The sequence below is a fragment of the Mesorhizobium mediterraneum genome, from assembly GCF_002284565.1.
Lineage (GTDB): Bacteria > Pseudomonadota > Alphaproteobacteria > Rhizobiales > Rhizobiaceae > Mesorhizobium > Mesorhizobium mediterraneum.
Window position 1 is genome coordinate 435,131 of sequence record NZ_NPKI01000017.1, and the last position, 19,091, is coordinate 454,221.

Here is a 19,091-nt window from a genome sequence, read left to right on the forward strand (position 1 = left end):
AAGGGAATCGCATCGAGCCACATGCGGTTGAGCCAGAATCCCTTCCCCACAAAGATCTCCCTTCCACATAAAAAAACCGGCCACATAAAAAACCGGCGCGGTCTGTGACCGCGCCGGTTTTTTCCGCCCAAGGGCGGGAGATTTGAAACGGCTAGCGCGACACGAAGCAGTTGCCGCCGGCAGCCTTGTAGCTGGTGCACAGGTTGATCGCATCGTTGCGCGACTGCGCCGGCACCCGGACGCGATAGAACGTTCCCTTGCCGGCGATCTCGGCCTTGACGATGTTGGCGGTGCGACCGGCCAGCACGCTGCCGTAGCGGCGCTGCAGGTCCGCATAGCTGGACTGGGCGCTTTCGACAGTCGGCTGCGAGGCGATCTGCATCGACCACGAGCCACCGCCGGTCGAGGCCGCCGCCGGATTGATGGACGCAACCTGGTCCGGCTTGACCTCGCCGACGACGTCGACAGGCTGGTCGGACGGACGTTGCGGCGCCACCGGAACCGTGGCCGGCGTATTGGCAGGCTGGCTGGTTTGGGCATCGGCCTCAGACTTGGGCGCGGCTGCCGGCTCGGCTGTTTCCGGCCTGGCGGTTTCGGTCTGGTCGCCACCCAGTAAGTTACCACTTGCCTGGTCGGCAACAGGCGGGACCGTGCCGGTCTGCTCCGCTTCGCCGGCCTGACCCGCCGGGGCCACATGCTGCGGCGCCGGATCGACAGGGTCGACGGCAGCCACCTGCGCCACCGCAGGCGCCGGATCCTCCCGCGCAACCAGTGAGCCATCTGATTTGACGACCATGGTTCTCACCTTGCGCGGCGCGACGGCGACGACATCGGGGTCTATGCCTTTGTCAGCCTCTTGCAGAACCTGGGCAATACGATCCTCGGACTTGGGCGTCGGCGCGGCGGCGACGTCGGCATTTCCGGCCGCTTGCGTGCCGCCGGCCGCTTGCGTGCCGCCGGCCGCTTGCGTGCCGCCGGCCGCTTGCGTGCCGCCGGCCGCATCGACGCCTTCAGTCGCGTCGAAGTCGTCGGGCGAAAGATCGACCACACGGCTCTGCGGCGGCTCCTTGGCCGTGACGTCCACGGGCTCTTCGGCGTTGGTGACCAGTTTTTCCTGGACCGGTTCGGCAGGCTTCGCGCCACCCTTGGCCACGGCGTCATAAACCTTGTTTTCCTGGTTCGGCACGACGGTGCCGCCCGGATTTTCAGGCCTGATCTTGATCGGTGCGTTGTCCGCCTTGACGATGACCGGCGCGTCGTTGCCGCCGTTGCCACCGAAAGACAGCGCGAAGGCGCCGAGACCGCCGGCGATCGCCACGGCGCCTACAACCGCGGCGACCAGCAGGCCGCGGCGCCGGGGCCTCGCGGTATCCTGTTCCAGGCCTGGAACCGACATGGCCTCATCCAGCTCGGGATCGTAGTCGAGTTCGTCTAAGCCAAAGTCGTTGGCCTGCGGAGCCGGCCGGCCGGCTGGCAAGTCGCCCAGATCGAAGCCGCTGGCGGCATCGGCATAAGCCGCACTGACGGGCGCTTCTGCGGGTCTCGCCGCATAGGTCCGCGTTTCAACGCGGTCGGGCTCATAGCCTGACTGGAACCCGGCCCCTGACTGGAACCCAGCCCCTGACTGGAATCCGGCATTGTAGGATTCGTCGTCATACGCCGCGCTGCGCGCCGGGGCGGCAGCGACGTCCACGGCATTCATTTCCGTGAGAAGGCTGGCGAACTCGGTGTCGAGATCGTCATAAGCAGGCGCCGCCGGTTCGTCTTCATTGAAGTCGAGGTCCGGAATATCGAGGTCGTCCGCCAGCGCCACGACGCGCTCGGGCACATCGACCGTCTCGACATCGGGCATCTCGTCATACGCCGAAGACTGTTCGCTTTGCGCTGGCGCAGATGCCGCATTGGCGGCATCGTCTTCGGCCGGCTCATCCTGATAGGCCAGGTCGTCCTGATAGGAGGGGGCCGCAGCCATTGGCGGTGTCGTTTCCTTGGTCTTCACCGAGGCCACTTCCGTGGTCCTCGCCGAAGCCGTCGGCTGGGCTGCAAAGGCAGGCTGCGACTGTGCGACCGGCGTTACGCGGCTCCACGAACGCGCCGGCGCCGGCGCGGCGGAGCGTGCCGCCATCCAGTTGAGCGAATCATCCGGATCTTCCTGTTGAGCGGCGGCCGCAACGTTATCGTCGTCGCCATGATCCAGACCGATGTCCTTGGCGAAGGCAGCATGCAATGTATCCTCGTCGAAATCGACATCGGCCGGCCCGGCGGCATCTTCAGCGCCGAAATCCTGGCCCTCGAGCTCATCGAAGAGAACGGTGTCGAGATCGGCATCGGCGGCCTGAACCGCGCCATCCTCCGGCTGCTCCGAAAGGTCTTGCTCGTCAAGGCTCCAGTCCAGTTCGTCGACAGTATCCGTTGGTTTGTCGGCGACCTTTTCAGCCGCGGCCACAGGCTGCTGAACCACGGGGGGCTCGTTGGCCGCGGACGCCGCCACGGGGGCAGTCCGTGTGCTCATGGTGCCCAACAGCGCGTTCAACTCGTCTTCAAGGCTCCGCTCATCAGCGATAGCGGTTGGCGCCGTCGGCTGGGCTGCAACGCCGGAGGCCGGCGCAACCGGCTCTTGGGCTTTCTCGGCAAGCGCGTCCTCGAAACTCAAATCGAAATCGGCGTCGAACGCGTCTTCCAGGGTCGTGGCGGACGGCTCGTCCTTGGCGGCGATAGCCTCCGGTTCGTCAATTTCGGGCGCGTCAATTTCGACTGGTTCATCCGTGCGAACGTCGAAATCCATATCGACATCGGCCATGGCGTCGTCGAAATGGCCGGCAAAGTCCTCCTCGGACTCTTCCGAAACGGCTCGAACAGGCGCAGCAGGAGTTTCAACAGCGGCCTGCTCTAACGGCATATGTTCGTCGAGCATCAACTCGTCTTCGAGCGAGCTTGCGACGGCATTGTCGAATTCGTGGTCGAAGGCGGGCTCGGCGGCCGGCGCGGAGATTTCGGCGGGTTCGGCAGCGGCGCCGTGCTCCGTCGGAACATATTCGTCGAGCGTCAGCTCGTCTTCGAGCGAGCTTGCGACGGCATTATCGAACTCATCGTCGAAGGCGGGTTCGGCGGCCGGTGTGGAGACTTCGGCAACGGCCGCCTGCTCCATCGGCACGTGCTCGTCCAGCATCAGCTCGTCTTCGAGCGAGCTTGCGACAGCGTTGTCGAATTCTTCATCGAAGGCGGCTTCGACCGGCGCGGAAACGGCGGCAGTATTCTGTTCAGCCTCGTCCGTTGCATCGTCGTCGAGCAGGAAATCCGGTTCGAGCGAGGCGGTAAGCTCGTCGTCCCCGAGCTCGACGTCCCCAATCTTGTCGTCCATCGCCAAATCGTCTTCGAATGGCGACACATCTTCGAGCGAACTGGCGAGCGCATCGTCGAAATCGTCATCGAATGCAGCTTCAACAGCCGGCGCGGATGCTTCGGCAACACCAGAACGCATGTCGTCGGCAGCAACGGCATGGGCAGCCTCATCCGCCGCTTCGTCGTCCAGCAGGAAATCCTGTTCGAGCGACGCGGCAAGCTCGTCGTCCCCAAGCTCGTCGTCCCCAAGCTCGTCGTCCACCGCGTCAGTGGCATCGAAAACCGGCTCGCGAACCTCGGCGGCGCTGTCATTATCGTCGGCGCCGAATTCGCCCATCAACTCCTTCTCGAGGTCGATGTCGAAATCGCCGTCGTCCACCGGCTGGGTGACGGGAGCCGCCTTCGGCTTGACCGGCTGGCGCGGGTCGAACCCCATGATCCTGGTCAGTTCCGCGAACGGATCATCGTCGGCGATATCGTTTTGGGCGGCTGCTCTCAGCTGGGTTCTGTCTGCCATTATTGTTCCCGAACTCGCACTCATTCGGACGCCATGGACGTCGCGTAGGGTTGGCCCTTACCAGCGCAATGTGGGCAAAAGGTGACAGGTTTTTTAGTCAAACCTAACGCATTTCGGTGGGCGCATCGGCTCCGATCAGCGTCAGGCCGGACGTCAAAACGTCCGAAACAGCCTGCACCAGCCCTAGTCTGGCATGCGTCAATTGTCGGTCGTTAACCTTAACAAAACGTAAGTCGGGATTCTCGGTGCCGCGGTTCCAATGTCCGTGGAAGCTGGAGGCGAGATCATAGAGGTAGAATGCCAGCCGGTGCGGCTCCAGCGCAAGGGCCGCGGATTCGATCAGCCGCGGATATTCCGCAAGCTTCCTGATCAGGCCGATCTCGCCTTCGTCGGTCAGCAAGGCGGTGGCGGCGGCCAGCCGACTGCGGTCGAAATTGGCCTCGCCCAACTGCTCGCTCGCTTGCCGGAACACCGAATGGCAGCGCGCCGAGGCGTACTGCACGTAGAACACCGGATTGTCCTTCGACTGCTCGGTCACCTTGGCGAAGTCGAAATCGAGCGGCGCATCGTTCTTGCGGTAGAGCATCATGAAGCGGATCGGATCGCGGCCGACTTCCTCCACCACTTCGCGCAGCGTCACGAATTCGCCCGACCGCTTCGACATGCGCACCGGCTCGCCTTCGCGAAAAAGCCTCACCAGCTGGCAAAGCAGCACGGTAAGTTTCACCTCGTCGCCGGCGATCGCCCGGGCGAGCGCTTCCAGGCGCTTCACATAGCCGCCATGATCCGCGCCGAGCACATAGATCAGCTCGACGAAACCGCGATCGACCTTGTCCTTCAAATAGGCGACATCCGCGGCGAAATAGGTGAAGGTGCCGTCGGACTTGACCAGCGCCCGGTCCATGTCGTCGCCGACTGCTGTCGAGCGGAACAGCGTCTGCTCGCGATCCTCCCAATCGTCCGGCTTCTCGCCCTTGGGCGGCGGCAGCTTGCCTTTGTAGATATGGCCCTTGAGCGTCAGGTCGTTGATCGCCGAGCGGATTTTCCGGGCGTTGTCCGCATGCAGCGTGCGCTCCGAGAAAAAGACGTCGTGATGCACGTTGAGCAGCGCCAGATCCTCACGGATCATCGCCATCATCGCATCGATCGTCCTGTCCTTGACGATGGCAAGCGCTTCCTCGTCCGGCATCTGCAACAAGGAGCGGCCAAATTCGCCTGCCAGAGCCTGGCCGACCGGTACAAGATAATCGCCCGGATAAAGCCCGGCCGGAATCTCGCCGATTTCGTCGCCAAGCGCCTCGCGGTAGCGCAGCATGACCGAGCGGCCAAGCACGTCGATCTGCGAACCAGCGTCGTTGATGACATATTCCTTGGTCACGTCATAGCCGGCGAAAGCCATCAGATTGGCGAGCGCATCACCAACCACGGCGCCGCGGCAATGGCCGACATGCATCGGTCCGGTCGGGTTGGCCGAGACATATTCGACATTGGCCTTCTTGCCGCCGCCAACCGTCGAGCGGCCGTAGTTGCGGCCTTCGCCGAGCAGCGCGGTCAGATGCACCTGCCAGAACGCATCCTTCAGCCTGAGGTTGACGAAGCCCGGACCGGCAATTTCGGCGGCGGCAATGTCGGTGTCGGCGCGCAGCGCCTGCGCCAACCTTTCAGCCAGAGCACGTGGCGACTGGCCGGTCGGCTTGGCCAGCACCATTGCCGCATTGGTCGCCAAGTCGCCATGGCTGGCGTCGCGCGGCGGCTCGACGGCGATGCGCGATAGGTCCAGCGTACCGCCGTCCTTGTCTTTCAAATCAAGCGCTTCGACAGCTCTGGTGATTCGCGCGTTGAAATCGGCGAAGATGTTCATTGGTGTGGCTCTGGCGGCTTTGCAGGGATCCGGCTCATTGGCCGGCAAAATCGAGCCCGCCCTAGCTCAATTCAGGCGTATGGTCAAACAAACGGCGGTGTTCTTTCAAAGCGTAGGTATCCGTCATGCCCGCCAGGAAATCGGCAACGCTGCGCGCCTTGATGCGATCGTCGGCCCGGTCGAGCCCTTCGCGCCAGCCATCGGGCATGGCGCGCGGATCGGCGAAATAGACCTCGAACAGGTCCTTGACGATCTGCTCAGCCTCGGTGCGCACGCGCATGACCTCTCTGTGCCGGTAGAGATGCTTGTAGAGAAAGGCCTTCAATTCCTTTTCCGACGCGGCCATTTCGGCGGAAAAGGTCACCATCGTCTCGCCTGCCGCCCTCACCGCGTCGGCGCTCTCCGGCTTGATGCGCGCAAGGTTCGCGGTTGTCGACACGATGACATCTTCGACCATCATCGTGATCTGCCGTCGCATCAGTTCGTGCCCTGTCCTCACATCGTCCAGCGCCGGATAGCGCTGGCGCACGCCTTCGAGGATCGATCCAGGCAAAGAGATCTTTTCCAGCATGTCCAGCGTCAGGAGGCCTGATCTCAGGCCGTCATCGATGTCATGGGTGTTATAGGCGATGTCGTCGGCGATTGCCGCGCACTGCGCCTCGATACCGGCGAAGCGGTCGAGCTCGAGGTCGTGCAACTCCGAATAGTCGCGGATCGCTTGCGGCACCGGCCCCTTCAAGCCCTTTCCCCTGGCGTCGGTCAGCGGTCCGTTGTGCTTGACCAGCCCCTCCAGCGTTTCCCAGGTGAGGTTCAGCCCGTCGAACTCGGCATAGCGGCTCTCCAGCCGCGTCACCACGCGCAGCGATTGTGCATTGTGGTCGAAGCCGCCCCATCCGGCCATCTTCTCGTTCAGCGCGTCCTCGCCGGTGTGGCCGAAGGGCGTGTGGCCGAAATCGTGCACCAGCGCCACCGCCTCGGCCAGATCCTCATCGCCCCGCAGCGCCCGCGCCAAGGCGCGCGCGATCTGCGCCACCTCGATCGAATGCGTCAGCCGGGTGCGGTAATGGTCGCCCTCATGCGCGACGAACACCTGCGTCTTGTGTTTCAGCCGGCGAAAGGCCGTCGAATGGATGATGCGATCGCGGTCGCGCTGGAACGACGTGCGGGTCGGGCTCTCCACCTCGTCGAACAACCTCCCGCGCGACTTCGCCGGATCGCAGGCATAGGCTGCGCGCGGCCGATAGCCGAACCCGATGTCGCCCAACTCGTTGGTCATCGCCGATACCGCAGTTGACTTGCCCCCTCGCGCTTCATACCTATCATGTGAAACCGAAAGCAAGGTGACGCCCATGGGCGCTGATGCCAAGACTGCCATGAAAGTCGAGATGACCGACTCTGCCGCCAGGCGGATCGCCAAGATTGTATCTGGCGAAACCGGCAAGACGGCGCTGCGCGTTTCGGTCGAGGGCGGCGGCTGCTCCGGCTTTTCCTATAAGTTCGACCTGGTCGACACCCGCAACGATGACGACGTCGCGATTGAGAAAGACGGCGCCACCGTGCTGATCGACGACCTCTCGCTGGTCTATATGGGCGGCTCGGTGATCGATTTCGTCGACGATCTGATGGGCCAGTCGTTCCAGATCAGGAACCCGAATGCGGTCGCCTCGTGCGGCTGCGGCACCAGCTTCAGCATTTGAAGATATGAAGCCGCTCCTCGTCGGCCATGAGGATCCGATGACGGTCCTTGTCGCCCGCGAGATAGAAGCGATTTCCGATGTCGATATCGTTGGCTGGGCCAACAGCCACACTGCGCCTCCGAGCTACGCTGAAGACGCTGCCTACGTGCAGCTCGCGCGATGCAACCCGCGGAACGCGGTTAGGCTTGCGAAAGCTCATGGCCGTTTGAGGTCGCTGGTCGCGCGAAGTTTTCCCGATTTCAACGATAAGTCCGATGAGGCCAAGGAAATAGCACGTAAGCTGTTTCTTCGACGCATACGGACTTACCTTGATGGCGAAATCGAACCATTTCAGATCTGCCGTATGGTGTCGCCGATTGAAGACAAATACGATTTTCCCCTCTGGCTTGGAGACCTCTACAACGGCTGCGATTGGATGGATGAGAATGCAACGCGCGAGCAGGCATCGCATCTGCGATGGATGATAGAGCAAATACTCGCGGAAAATGCCGAGCTCCAATCTTTCGGGAGTGAGTGAACATGCGCCGCGTTGGCGCGGTCCGTCAGGTCGCGCTTTCAGCCGGACGCGATCTCGATGCAACGCTGGCGTTCTGGCACGACGTGCTCGGCATGGCGGTCCACGTGCGCTTCGATCCGCCCGGCATCGCCTTCATCATGGCCGGCGACGTGCGGCTGCTGTTCACCGATGGCCTGCCGGCCGGCACCGTCTATCTCGATATATCAGACCTCGACGATTTCCACGCCTCGGCAAAAGCCGCCGGTGTCCCCTTCACTGCGCCGCCGATGCTCGTCTATCGCGATACCGAAGGCCTGTTCGGGCCGGCGGGGGAAAGCGAATGGATGGCCTTCCTAAAGGACCCGGCAGGCAATACGATCGGCCTCGTCGAACGTCATCCGCCGGAACAGCAATGAGGCCGCCATGAAAATCGTCACCTGGAACATCAACGGCGTTCGGGCCCGCATCGGCAATCTGACCCATTGGCTGACGGAGAGCGCGCCCGATATCGCCTGCCTGCAGGAGATCAAGACGGTCGACGAGCAGTTTCCGCGCGCCGAGATCGAGGCGCTTGGCTACAACGTCGAAACTCATGGCCAAAAGGGCTTTAACGGTGTCGCCATCCTGTCGAAGCTGCGCTTCGACGAGGTTATCAGAGGCCTGCCTGGCGACGATGCCGACGAGCAGGCGCGTTTCATCGAGGGCGTGTTCTCAACCGACAAGGGCGCGTTGCGCGTTGCCTCGCTCTATTTGCCGAACGGCAACCCAATCGATGACGAGAAGAAGTTCTCCTACAAACTGTCCTGGATGGCGCGGCTGGAGCGCTGGGCCGAGGAACGGCTCTCGCTCGAAGAGGCGCTGGTGCTGGCCGGGGACTACAATGTCATCCCCGAATTCATCGACGCGAAATTCCCGGAGAACTGGCTGGGCGATGCGCTGTTCCAGCCGCAGACGAGGCAGGCGTTCCGGCGGCTGAAGAATCTCGGCTTCACCGAAGCCGTGCGCGCGGTCACCGACGCGCCGGACACCTACACATTCTGGGACTATCAGGCCGGCGCGTGGCAGAAGAACAACGGCATCCGGATCGATCACTTGCTGCTTTCGCCCGAAGCCGCCAACCGCTTTTCCTCAGCCTCGATCGAAAAGCACGTGCGCGCCTGGGAAAAACCCTCCGACCACGTGCCGGTGGCCGTCGAGCTGGCTTTTGCGCCAATCTGATCATTTCGAGGTTCGGATCGCCCGGATTCCCGGCCGATAGACCGTCATATCGCCACAATCCGGGGTTCCGCTGCAATTCGGGTTCGGCTGGGATTCAGGATGACGATCAGGTTTGCGCTTTGCCCATGTGCTGCGGCGCTCGTCCTCGCGGCGAACCCGGCTTTTGCCGACGCGGAATGCCTGGCCAACGGAAAATCATTCCAGATCGGCCAGGTCGCCTGCCTGACGCTTTCCGGCCAGAGCCACCTCGCCCGTTGCGACATGGTTCTCAACAACACGTCGTGGACAAAGATTCGGGACGATTGTCCGGAAAATGCGACGCCGCGTCCGCACGCCACGCCAATCTCGACACCGGCGCCAAGCCCGGTGCCGGCGGAGCCCATCGAGAACTGATTTTTACGCGGCCGGCGCCGCCCCTCATTGCCCTGCCGGGCATTTCTCCCCGTATAGTGACGGGGAGAAAGACGCTGTCATCACTGATTTCGCCAATCACCAGCGTTGCAGAAAGTGCGCCAAGGCTGCAGCAAGCGCCCTTCTCCCCGTCACTATACGGGGAGAAGCTGCCGGCAGGCGGATGAGGGGCGGCGCAAAGCTTCGAAAACTGAATTCAAAGAGTTCCAGTTCAGTCCTCAGCGAGCGCCAATCCTATTGGTCGCTGCCGCCCTTGGTGAGGATGTCATCGGCCAGCGAAATCGCAGTACGGCGGTCGGCCTCGCCCGCCGCAGCGAACGCCTCTTCCTGCATGCCGCGTATCCATGGCTGGTCGGAAGGTGAGGCCCGTTCAAGTGCCGCGGTCATCATTGCCAGTCCCCGAACGATCTTGCCGCTCTGGAAGAGCAGGTTGCCGAGCGTCGCCTGCGCACCGGCATGGCCCTTTTCCGCAGCGAGCTGGAACCAGCGTCCGGCCTGCTTGATGCTGGCCTTGACGCCGCCCTTGCCGTTCAGAAAGATCTGGCCCATCTCGAACTGCGCATTCGGGTTGCGGTAGTTGGCGGCGGCACGCATGTAATATTCCTGGGCCGCCACCTCGTTCTCTGTGATGGGGCTGCCGGGGATGCCCTTCCTCAAATAATCGCCGAGCGCCACGAGCGCATCCGATACATAGCTCTCTTCCGGCGAGCCGGGCTCAACGTCCTGGTCAACGATCTCTGAGAAGAACTTGAATGCCGCGTAATCGTCGCGCTCCACGCCGTCACCCTCGGCATACATGCGCGCAAGCTTCCAGGTGGCGCCGATCTGGCCATTTTCGGCCGCGTATTTGTAAGCTTCCGCGGCCTGCTCCTTGCGGCCGTTCTTGTAGGCAGAGAAGCCGAACTGGAACACCGCCCACGGGCTCGACTGCGGCTTCACGCCGGTCTTGTCGTCGAACACCTTGTCGTCGAAGGCCACGGCCTGGCCCGCGGCGCCCAAGGTCGCGCCAAAAGTGGTGATCGCGACCAGTGCCGAAAAGACAGACGACCTCAGCAACTCAGATATCCGCATAACAATGTGTTTCTTTCGCACCACCGGGATGGGTGACCGCGCCGTCGCGGGCTGGCCCAACCGTTTGTGCATATTTCCAGATCGCGCCCGACTGATAGTCGGTCGCGCGCGCCTTCCATGCCTTTGCCCTTGCCGCCAATTCGGTATCGGACAGATCAACCTCGATCGTGCCGTTCACCGCATCGATCGAGATCAAATCGCCATTCCTGAGCAACCCGATCGGACCACCCACCGCGGCTTCCGGCCCGACATGGCCGATGCAGAAACCGCGTGTCGCGCCCGAAAAGCGTCCGTCGGTGATGAGAGCCACCTTGCCGCCCATGCCCTGGCCATAGAGAGCCGCCGTCGTCGATAGCATTTCCCGCATGCCCGGACCGCCGCGCGGCCCCTCGTAGCGGATGACGAGAACCTCGCCCTCGCTGTAGCTGCGATCCGTAACCGCCTGGAAACATTCCTCTTCCGAATCGAAGCAGCGCGCCGGACCAGAGAATTTCAGCTCCGACATGCCCGCGACCTTCACGATCGCGCCTTCGGGGGCAAGGTTTCCCTTCAAGCCCACGACACCACCCGTTTGGGTGATTGGTCGGTTGGCGGGACGGACCACATCCTGGCTATCATTCCAGGCTACATGCTCCATATTTTCGGCTAAAGTGCGGCCGGTCACCGTCAGGCAGTCGCCATGCAGATAGCCGTGGTCGAGTAACGTCTTCATCAAAAGCGGAATGCCGCCGGCCTCGAACATGTCCTTGGCTACATATTTGCCACCTGGCTTCAGGTCGGCGATGTAGGGCGTCTTCTCGAAGATCCTGGCCACGTCGAAGAGGTCGAACTTAATCCCCGCCTCATGCGCGATCGCCGGCAAATGCAGCGCTGCGTTGGTCGAGCCGCCGGTGGCCGAAACCACAGTTGCCGCATTCTCCAGCGCCTTCAGCGTGACGATATCGCGCGGGCGGATATTCTTTGCGATCAGCTCCATGATCTTCTCGCCGGAGGCAAAATTGAAGCGGTCGCGCATCTCGTAGGGCGCAGGCGCCCCGCAGGAATAGGGCAGCGCCAGGCCGATGGCCTCGGCGACGGTGGCCATGGTGTTGGCGGTGAATTGGGCACCGCAAGAGCCGGCCGACGGACAAGCGGCCTGTTCGATTTCGAGGAGTTCGGCGTCATCGATGGTGCCGACCGAGTGCTGGCCGACGGCCTCGAACACGTCCTGGATAGTGATTTGCCGGCCCTTGTAGGAACCGGGCAGGATCGAGCCGCCATAGATGAAGATCGACGGCACGTTGAGCCGCACCATGGCCATCATCATGCCGGGCAGCGACTTGTCGCAGCCGGCAAGGCCGACCAGCGCGTCGTAGCAGTGGCCGCGCATGGTGAGTTCGACCGAATCGGCGATGACCTCGCGCGATACCAGCGACGATTTCATGCCCTGGTGGCCCATGGCGATGCCGTCGGTGACGGTGATGGTGCAGAATTCGCGCGGCGTGCCGTTAGCCGCGGCGACGCCCTTCTTGACCACCTGCGCCTGTCGCATCAGCGAGATGTTGCAGGGTGCCGCCTCATTCCAGCAGCTCGCGACGCCGACCAGCGGCTGCGCGATCTCGGCCGCCGACAATCCCATCGCATAGAGATAGGAGCGGTGCGGCGCACGCGCCGGACCGACGGTCACGTGGCGGCTGGGCAGCTTGGCCTTGGAGATGACTCTGGCGTCCATACTCGTCCTTGCCGCGGGCGATGCGGCCCTGCCCCATTGCCGAGCCTGTTGGCACGTATCCCGAGACAAATCCGAGGTGCGCCGGGTTTATGGCGGGAAATAGGCAATGTCCCTGGGCGCCCTTGCGGCGCGAGGGTTGCCCAGAAACTGTTGCCAAAACGTCACAATAGCAGGAGGCATAGGAACGCGGCGTATTTGCGACGCCGCTTGGATGTTCGGGAAGGCCACTCGAACAAAAAAGCCGGGCATTGCCCGGCTCTTTTACTATTGAAAACTTATACTTAGAACTTGACCTTAACCGAAGCTGAGCCTGCAAGGAGCAGATCGTCGCCGTAGGTGTAGGTAATGGCATTTGCCGTGTCGCCAACACCGGTGAAGGTAGACGACCCACCGGTCAGAACACCGATCGAGCCACCAAGTCTAACTTCGATCTTGTCGTTGGGCGAGTAAGAAATGCCGCTGGCCACGGACCAGGTGTCCGACTGATAGCCGGAGGTCGTCGAGGTTCCACGATCCCAGGTCAGCGAAACCGCGCCCGACAATTGGTCGGTGAACTTGTGAGCTATGCCGCCCGAAACCGTCCAGCCATCGCGATAAAGCAGGTCGAAAGAAACGGGCGATGGAGCACCGGTCACAGGACTACGCACGCCATTGATGGGAATGATGCCAAGCCTGCTCCATTCCTGCCAGCGGATAGAGCCAAAGGCCAGCCAGCCAGGAGCTATGCCGCTCTGCAGCTTGAGTTCCACAGCTTGGGGTATCTCGGCCGAGGCGGAGACAGGAAACACCCCGGTAGAGCCTGGAATCAAATCCGCTGGAAAGGCGCCCCTAAAACCGGTCGAGTCGACGGTTCCCGACAGTCCATCATATTTGTAACTCGAAGAGTATATCAGGCTTGCGCGCAAGGCGATTTCGGGAATTTCATAGGCGGTGCCCACGCGCCAACCCCATGCCTCATCGGAAAGCTTGAATTTTCCGAGGCCGGTATTGCCGAAGGCCAGCAGTGTCTGGCGGGACAGAAACGCATCGACCTCCTGGTAGGAGACGCCGCCGATGAACCGGATGGCGCCCTTGCCGAGATTTACCTTGTAGGAGCAGGTAAGGCCGAAATCATTTGTTTTGACGTAGTATTTGACCGCCGTTGGCGAATAGGCGTTGTTCATTCCGAAGTCTGCCTCCGCACCGTACGGTTCCGTATACGTCGCAAGACAATCCACTGGTTCGAAGATGTTGGCCTTGAAGCCGACGCGCGGCACCGCGTAGTCGCCACCAACGTCTATTTCCGACGTCGACATTCCCGAGCCATCCAGGCGCTGCACATTCTTCAGTGTGCGCTGCGGCGAAACATAGGTGATGCCGGCATCGAACGAATACGGTGCGGCATCAAATAACTGGTCGATGTTGACACCGCCGCGGTCGAAGCCGCCGGCATTCGCAACGCCCGAAATCAATAGCGAAAAGCACCCCGCCCCCAGCAGCGCTTTCAGACGCAAATTGTTCATGAATCTCCTCCCCGAACATTAGTGGGGTCAAGCTAGAACCAATTCAGGTTAACGGCGCAACAACGAATTCTCGATGTGTACACGTACACCTGCGACGACCGCATTTTAGACAAAGTGACAGCTTCACCGCAGAGCCGGAAAACGGCCTATTGGGTTGCAAATCGACGAAAAAATTGAGAAAAATCGCATGAAACGACGCAAAAACAGCCCGTTTTGCAAAAATAAGCCCCATTGTTACATTACGGCAACAATAGGGCCAAAACATTCCGTTTACGTCAGGATTTACGCTGCGGAATGCCTATTTTCGTGGCAGGAAGCCCATCCGAAAAGCGGGTTCGGAGACTCGGGAATCCAGAGCATCGGACCCAAAAACGGAACGCCGGTTTTGGAACGATTCGATGCCCGACAGTCCGATGCTCAAACACCAAAGATAGGTTAACCGGCCTCGCGCACCCGCGTCAGCGCCACCGAAAGCTTTTCTTGCGCCTCGCGATACTCGGCGAGTTTTTCGCGCTCGGCTTCCACGACATCTTCCGGCGCGTTGGCGACGAATTTCTCGTTGGACAGCTTCTTGTGCAGGCGGGCGATCTCCTCGGTCACCTTGACCAGTTCCTTCTGCAGCCGCGCCGCCTCGGCGGTAACGTCGATCAGGCTGCCGAGCGGCAGGCAGATGGTCGCCTCGTTGAGCACGATCTGGGCGGAGCCCCTGGGCGCCGTATCGACCAGCGAGATGTCGCCGACCCGCGCCAGCCGCTTGATGGCCGATGCCTGGCGCTCAAGCCTTTCGCGGGTCGTGGCATTGGCGCCGATCACCATCAGCGGTGCGATCGCCGCCGGCGGCACGTTCATCTCCGAGCGCACGGAGCGGATACCCGAGACGAGATCGACCAGCCAGTTGATGTCGGCGGCCGCTGCCTCATCCTCGAAGTCGGGCGACGGCCAGGCGGCATGGCAAAGCAGCGACGGCCGTTCCTTGCCCTCGCCTGATGTCTCAGCCCACAGTTCTTCGGTCATGAACGGCATCATCGGATGCAGCAGCTTATAGATCTCATCGAGCACGAAGGCGACGCAGGCCCGGCTCTCGGCCTTGGCAGCCTCGTCAGTGCCCATGAACACCGGCTTCAGCAGTTCCAGATACCAGTCGCAGAACAGGTTCCAGACGAAGCGATAGGCCGCACCCGCCGCCTCGTTGAAGCGGTATGAGGTGATGCCATCGGTGATTTCGCGCGCGGCGCGCGTCAGTTCGGTCAGGATCCAGCGGTTGACCGCCAGCTTGGCGTCGTTCAGCCAGAAATCGTCGTTCCTTGCGACGTCATTCATCTCGGCAAAACGCGTCGCGTTCCACAGCTTGGTGCCGAAGTTGCGGTAGCCGGCGATGCGAGCCGGATCGAGCTTCACGTCGCGTCCTTGCGCCGCCATCACCGTCAGCGTGAAGCGCAGGGCGTCAGCGCCGTATTCGTCGATGAGATCGAGCGGGTCGATGACGTTGCCTTTCGACTTCGACATCTTCTGCCCGTTCTTGTCGCGCACTAGCGCGTGCATATAGACGGTATGGAACGGCTCCTCGTCCATGAAATGCAGGCCCATCATCATCATGCGAGCGACCCAGAAGAAGATCAGGTCGAAACCGGTCACCAGCACGTCGGTCTGATAGTAGGTCTTCAGTTCCGGCGTCTTTTCCGGCCAGCCAAGCGTCGAGAACGGCCACAGCGCCGAAGAGAACCATGTGTCGAGCACGTCCTCGTCGCGGGTCAGTATCTCGCCCGGCTTGAAGTTCTCGAGCTTGTCCTCGACCCAGGCCTTCCATGGCCCTTCCAGCGCCAGATAATATTCGACGGCGGCTGCGAGCGCCTCCTCTTCGGTCTTCTCGACGAAGACACGCCCGTCCGGCCCGTACCAGGCCGGGATCTGGTGCCCCCACCAGAGTTGGCGCGAGATGCACCAGGGTTCAATGTTTTCCATCCACTGGAAGTAAGTCTTCTCCCAACTGCCGGGTATGATCTTCGTGCGGCCTTCGCGCACGGACGCGATCGCCGGCTTGGCGAGTTCGGCCGCATTGACATACCACTGGTCGGTCAGGAACGGCTCGATCGGCACGCCGCCGCGATCGCCATGCGGCACGGCATGGCGGTGCGGCTCGACCTTTTCGAGGAAACCGCCCGCCTCCATCAGCGCGACGATCTTTTTGCGCGCGGCGAAACGATCGAGGCCGTTGAGCTCATCCCAGACGGCCTGGCGCTCGGGCGTCACCTCCAGCCCGGCGAGAAAATCTTCATTGTCCCCGAGGGTCACCGCCGCCTCGACGGTGAGAATGTTGATCGCCGGCAGCCTGTGGCGCTTGCCGACCTCGAAGTCGTTGAAATCATGCGCCGGCGTGATCTTGACCGCGCCGCTGCCTTTTTCCGGATCGGAATAGCCGTCCGCCACCACCGGGATCCTGCGGCCGACGATCGGCAGGACGAGGTTCTTGCCAACCAGATGCCGGAAACGCTCGTCGTCCGGATGCACCGCCACCGCCGTATCGCCGAGCATCGTTTCGGGGCGCGTCGTCGCCACGGTGATGAAGGTTTTCGGATTTTCCGGATCGAAGACCGCGCCCTCGACGGGATAGCGGAAATGCCAGAGATTGCCGTTGACCTCCTGCTGCTCGACCTCCAGGTCGGAAATGGCCGTGAGCAGCTTCGGGTCCCAGTTCACAAGGCGCTTGTCCTTGTAGATCAGCCCTTCCTTGTAGAGCGTGACAAACACCTCGAGCACCGCCTGCGACAGGCCCTCGTCCATGGTGAAGCGCTCTCGGCTCCAGTCGGCCGAGGCACCAAGCCGCTTCAGCTGGTTTAAGATCGCGCCGCCGGATTCGGCCTTCCACTCCCAGACTTTCTCGATGAACTCATCGCGCGTCAGGTCGCGGCGGTGGATCTGCTTCTCCATAAGCTGGCGTTCGACCACCATCTGCGTGGCGATGCCGGCATGGTCCATGCCGGGCTGCCACAGCACGTTCTTGCCGCGCATGCGCTCGAAGCGCACCAGAATGTCCTGCAGCGTGTTGTTGAGCGCATGGCCCATATGCAGCGAGCCGGTGACGTTCGGCGGCGGGATGACGATGGTGAAGGCTTCGGCACCCTCCTCGGCCCCTGCGCCGGCACGAAACGCGTCGGCCTCTTCCCAGATTTTAGCGATCTTCGGCTCGACGGTTTTGGCGTCGTAGGTTTTTTCGAGCATGGAAAGGCGTCCGAGCTGTCGGGATTGTTGGGTTTGGTGTAAATCGGAAGGCAGTTGGCAAGTCAACCAGCCGCAGATGGCATGGCCAATAGATAGGGGCCTCATAGTTCGAGGCAATTCGCATAAGCGATCCTCCATGAGCCACGCCTCTTGACCGGCGATCGCGAACCGCAATACCTTGCCAACGCTGCTATAGGGCGCATCGGCTTCCCGCCGGAGGGGCATTGCCCGCCTACGACACCTTAACCCTCACCGCGCCCTAGCCGAATTTCGAACATGTCGAATTTCGAAAACTTCAGGAAACAGGCCAAGCTCCACCTGCGCTGGCATCGCGAGCGGTACTATCCCGTCGCGGCCGCGATCGGGTCGATACTGCCGCGTTTCCGCCATCTGACCGATCGCCAGATCCTGGATCACAGCTTCAAGCTTGCCGACGCCCAGGAGCTGGTTGCCAAGAAGGCTGGGTTCGAAAGCTGGCAGGCGCTGAAGAAAGGCCTTCAAACCATGACCGACAGCACGACATCCGATGCCGAAAAACCCTTCCTTGCCTTGGCCGAGCCGCAGCTTTTTGTCTGCGACATTGCTGCCGCCCGGGCGTTCTATGAACAGAAGCTCGGCTTCACGACGCGCTTCACCTATGGCGAACCGCCCTTCTATGCCCAGGTCTTTCGCGACGGCGCGCGGTTGAATCTGCGCCATGTCGACAAGCCTCTGTTCGACAACGGCTTAAGAGCAAGAGAGGACTTGCTGTCGGCAACCATCGCGGTCGACGCCATCAAGCCGCTGTTCCTCGAGTACCAGGCGGCTGGGGCCAGCTTTCATCAGACGTTGCGGACCGAACCGTGGGGCGCCCGCACCTTCATCGTGGCAGATCCCGACGGAAACCTGATCGCCTTTGCCACATCGGTTGAGAGCGGTTGAGCTCCCAGGCCAACGAAACCGCCGCCGCGGTGGTGGTGGTCATCCGCTGTCGGAACTGTTACTGCGCGCCGCGCGCCACGCGTTCGATTTCCTCGCGCACCAGCCGCTCGACCAGCGTCGGTAGATTGTTGTCCAGCCAGTCTTGCAGCATGGGCCTCAGCATCTCTTCGGCCATCTCGTCGAAGGTTTTCTTGCTGCGGCTGGCGAATGCATCGGAAAGCTCACCAAAGGCGGCGGCAACCTGCCGGCCCGTATGTTCGGAAAGGATCGCCGGACGAGCCGACGACGCCTCGTTTGTCGCCGGGCGCGCCAATCCGCTTTGCGGCGGAGCCGGCTCGAAAGCAGGTTCGGCCGCGTCCTCGAAAACCTCGGCCTTTGGCTCCGCATCCGGCGCCAGTCGCACTTCAGCCCTGTCCGGCTTGGCCGCGGTCATCGCTTCGCCGACTGCGGCGATCTCACGCCGCCAGTCGGCAACGATGCTGTCGGTCGTTTCCGCAACCGTTGCCGTCGCATCCGGCTTGGCGGTCGGGGCCGGCTCGCCAGCGACCCCGGCAAGCGTCACGGGAGCTTTGAGCGGAGCCGGATCGGAACGCACCGGCGGCTCCATGCGCGCGACGACGGGCTCGGCGGCCGATGGAGGCCTCTGCACCTCAGCCAGCGTGGCCGGCCTTCTGGCGTCAAATCCCGGACGCAATTCGGCGCGAAACGCATCCACCTCCGGCGGCGTCCCGCCTGCCCCCGACGGCGCCCTGCCTGCCTCCGGCGGCGCCCCGGCCACCGGTGCTGGCACAGTCACCGACGCCAAATCCTGCAGCAGGTCGTCCGCTTCGTCCGGCTGCTTGCGACCGGTATCATTGTCCTCGATGATCCTCCTGATGGAAGCCAGTATCTCTTCCATGGAAGGTTCGCGTTGCACGCTGCTTGCCGTCGCCATCGTCACATCCGCCGCCCTTGTGACTCGTTGCAGATTTCCAGTCCGGCCAAGCCGGATTCGAATCATGGCAACAGCGTAACCGACGGATCGCCTTACGAGAATCCCCAATCTGAGGGTGTGTTGGATTTCAACAGATTAGAGCCCGCGCATTCTTTTGAACGCACGGGCTCTAATACTTTGAAATTGGACGA

The 19,091-nt window shown here is 62.1% G+C and carries 14 protein-coding genes; 6 read left to right on the forward strand and 8 right to left on the reverse strand.

Translation table 11 applies throughout. From position 1 onward, the window contains the following. Nucleotides 1-151 precede the first annotated feature (151 nt). The 3 genes from CIT25_RS16005 to CIT25_RS16015 form a co-directional block, all read right to left on the reverse strand. A complete protein-coding gene (locus CIT25_RS16005) occupies nucleotides 152-3,859 on the reverse strand; it encodes an SPOR domain-containing protein (protein ID WP_095485471.1) in 3,708 nt (1,235 codons plus the stop codon). A 103-nt stretch (nucleotides 3,860-3,962) separates the two neighbouring features. Further along, entirely contained in the window at nucleotides 3,963-5,720 is a 1,758-nt protein-coding gene (gene argS / locus CIT25_RS16010; RefSeq protein WP_095485472.1) for an arginine--tRNA ligase, read from the reverse strand. 61 nt (nucleotides 5,721-5,781) lie between these two features. Continuing rightward, nucleotides 5,782-6,996, reverse strand: a complete 1,215-nt coding sequence (locus CIT25_RS16015; protein WP_095485473.1) for a deoxyguanosinetriphosphate triphosphohydrolase — start codon at nucleotides 6,994-6,996, stop codon at nucleotides 5,782-5,784. A 73-nt stretch (nucleotides 6,997-7,069) separates the two neighbouring features. Between CIT25_RS16015 and erpA the strand changes: the two genes are divergently transcribed. From erpA to CIT25_RS16040, 5 genes are all read left to right on the forward strand, one after another. After that, nucleotides 7,070-7,417 carry an iron-sulfur cluster insertion protein ErpA gene (gene erpA / locus CIT25_RS16020; protein WP_095485474.1) on the forward strand — a complete coding sequence of 116 codons (348 nt, stop codon included), beginning with the start codon at nucleotides 7,070-7,072 and terminating at the stop codon, nucleotides 7,415-7,417. A gap of 37 nt (nucleotides 7,418-7,454) precedes the next feature. Then, the gene (locus tag CIT25_RS16025) at nucleotides 7,455-7,934 is read left to right on the forward strand and encodes a hypothetical protein (RefSeq protein WP_128286363.1); all 480 of its coding nucleotides are present in this window, start codon (nucleotides 7,455-7,457) and stop codon (nucleotides 7,932-7,934) included. A 2-nt stretch (nucleotides 7,935-7,936) separates the two neighbouring features. After that, on the forward strand, nucleotides 7,937-8,329 hold the full coding sequence (locus CIT25_RS16030) for a VOC family protein (RefSeq protein ID WP_095485476.1): 393 nt from the start codon (nucleotides 7,937-7,939) through the stop codon (nucleotides 8,327-8,329). A 7-nt stretch (nucleotides 8,330-8,336) separates the two neighbouring features. After that, on the forward strand, nucleotides 8,337-9,131 hold the full coding sequence (xth, locus tag CIT25_RS16035) for an exodeoxyribonuclease III (protein ID WP_095485477.1): 795 nt from the start codon (nucleotides 8,337-8,339) through the stop codon (nucleotides 9,129-9,131). 99 nt (nucleotides 9,132-9,230) lie between these two features. Then, nucleotides 9,231-9,524 (forward strand): hypothetical protein, encoded by a 294-nt coding sequence (locus CIT25_RS16040; protein WP_095485478.1) that lies wholly within the window; start codon nucleotides 9,231-9,233, stop codon nucleotides 9,522-9,524. 252 nt (nucleotides 9,525-9,776) lie between these two features. Here the strand turns inward: CIT25_RS16040 and CIT25_RS16050 are convergent, their stop codons facing one another. The 4 genes from CIT25_RS16050 to CIT25_RS16065 all read right to left on the reverse strand — a co-directional run bounded on the left by CIT25_RS16050 (nucleotide 9,777) and on the right by CIT25_RS16065 (nucleotide 17,045). Then, nucleotides 9,777-10,613, reverse strand: coding sequence for a tetratricopeptide repeat protein (locus CIT25_RS16050; RefSeq protein ID WP_095485479.1), 837 nt, complete (start codon nucleotides 10,611-10,613; stop codon nucleotides 9,777-9,779). Continuing rightward, nucleotides 10,600-12,324, reverse strand: a complete 1,725-nt coding sequence (gene ilvD, locus CIT25_RS16055; RefSeq protein WP_095485480.1) for a dihydroxy-acid dehydratase — start codon at nucleotides 12,322-12,324, stop codon at nucleotides 10,600-10,602. The genes CIT25_RS16050 and ilvD overlap by 14 nt, the downstream gene beginning before the upstream one ends. 281 nt (nucleotides 12,325-12,605) lie before the next feature. Continuing rightward, nucleotides 12,606-13,826, reverse strand: a complete 1,221-nt coding sequence (locus CIT25_RS16060) for an OmpP1/FadL family transporter (RefSeq protein ID WP_095485481.1) — start codon at nucleotides 13,824-13,826, stop codon at nucleotides 12,606-12,608. Between the two features lie 435 nt (nucleotides 13,827-14,261). Then, nucleotides 14,262-17,045: a valine--tRNA ligase gene (locus CIT25_RS16065; protein WP_095485482.1), complete on the reverse strand. Its 2,784-nt coding sequence runs from the start codon at nucleotides 17,043-17,045 to the stop codon at nucleotides 14,262-14,264. A gap of 276 nt (nucleotides 17,046-17,321) precedes the next feature. On the opposite strand from CIT25_RS16065, the gene CIT25_RS16070 reads away from it, so the two are divergent. Further along, on the forward strand, nucleotides 17,322-17,966 hold the full coding sequence (locus tag CIT25_RS16070) for a bleomycin resistance protein (RefSeq protein WP_095485483.1): 645 nt from the start codon (nucleotides 17,322-17,324) through the stop codon (nucleotides 17,964-17,966). 58 nt (nucleotides 17,967-18,024) lie between these two features. Here the strand turns inward: CIT25_RS16070 and CIT25_RS16075 are convergent, their stop codons facing one another. Continuing rightward, nucleotides 18,025-18,900, reverse strand: coding sequence for a PopZ family protein (locus CIT25_RS16075; protein ID WP_095485484.1), 876 nt, complete (start codon nucleotides 18,898-18,900; stop codon nucleotides 18,025-18,027). Nucleotides 18,901-19,091 lie beyond the last annotated feature (191 nt).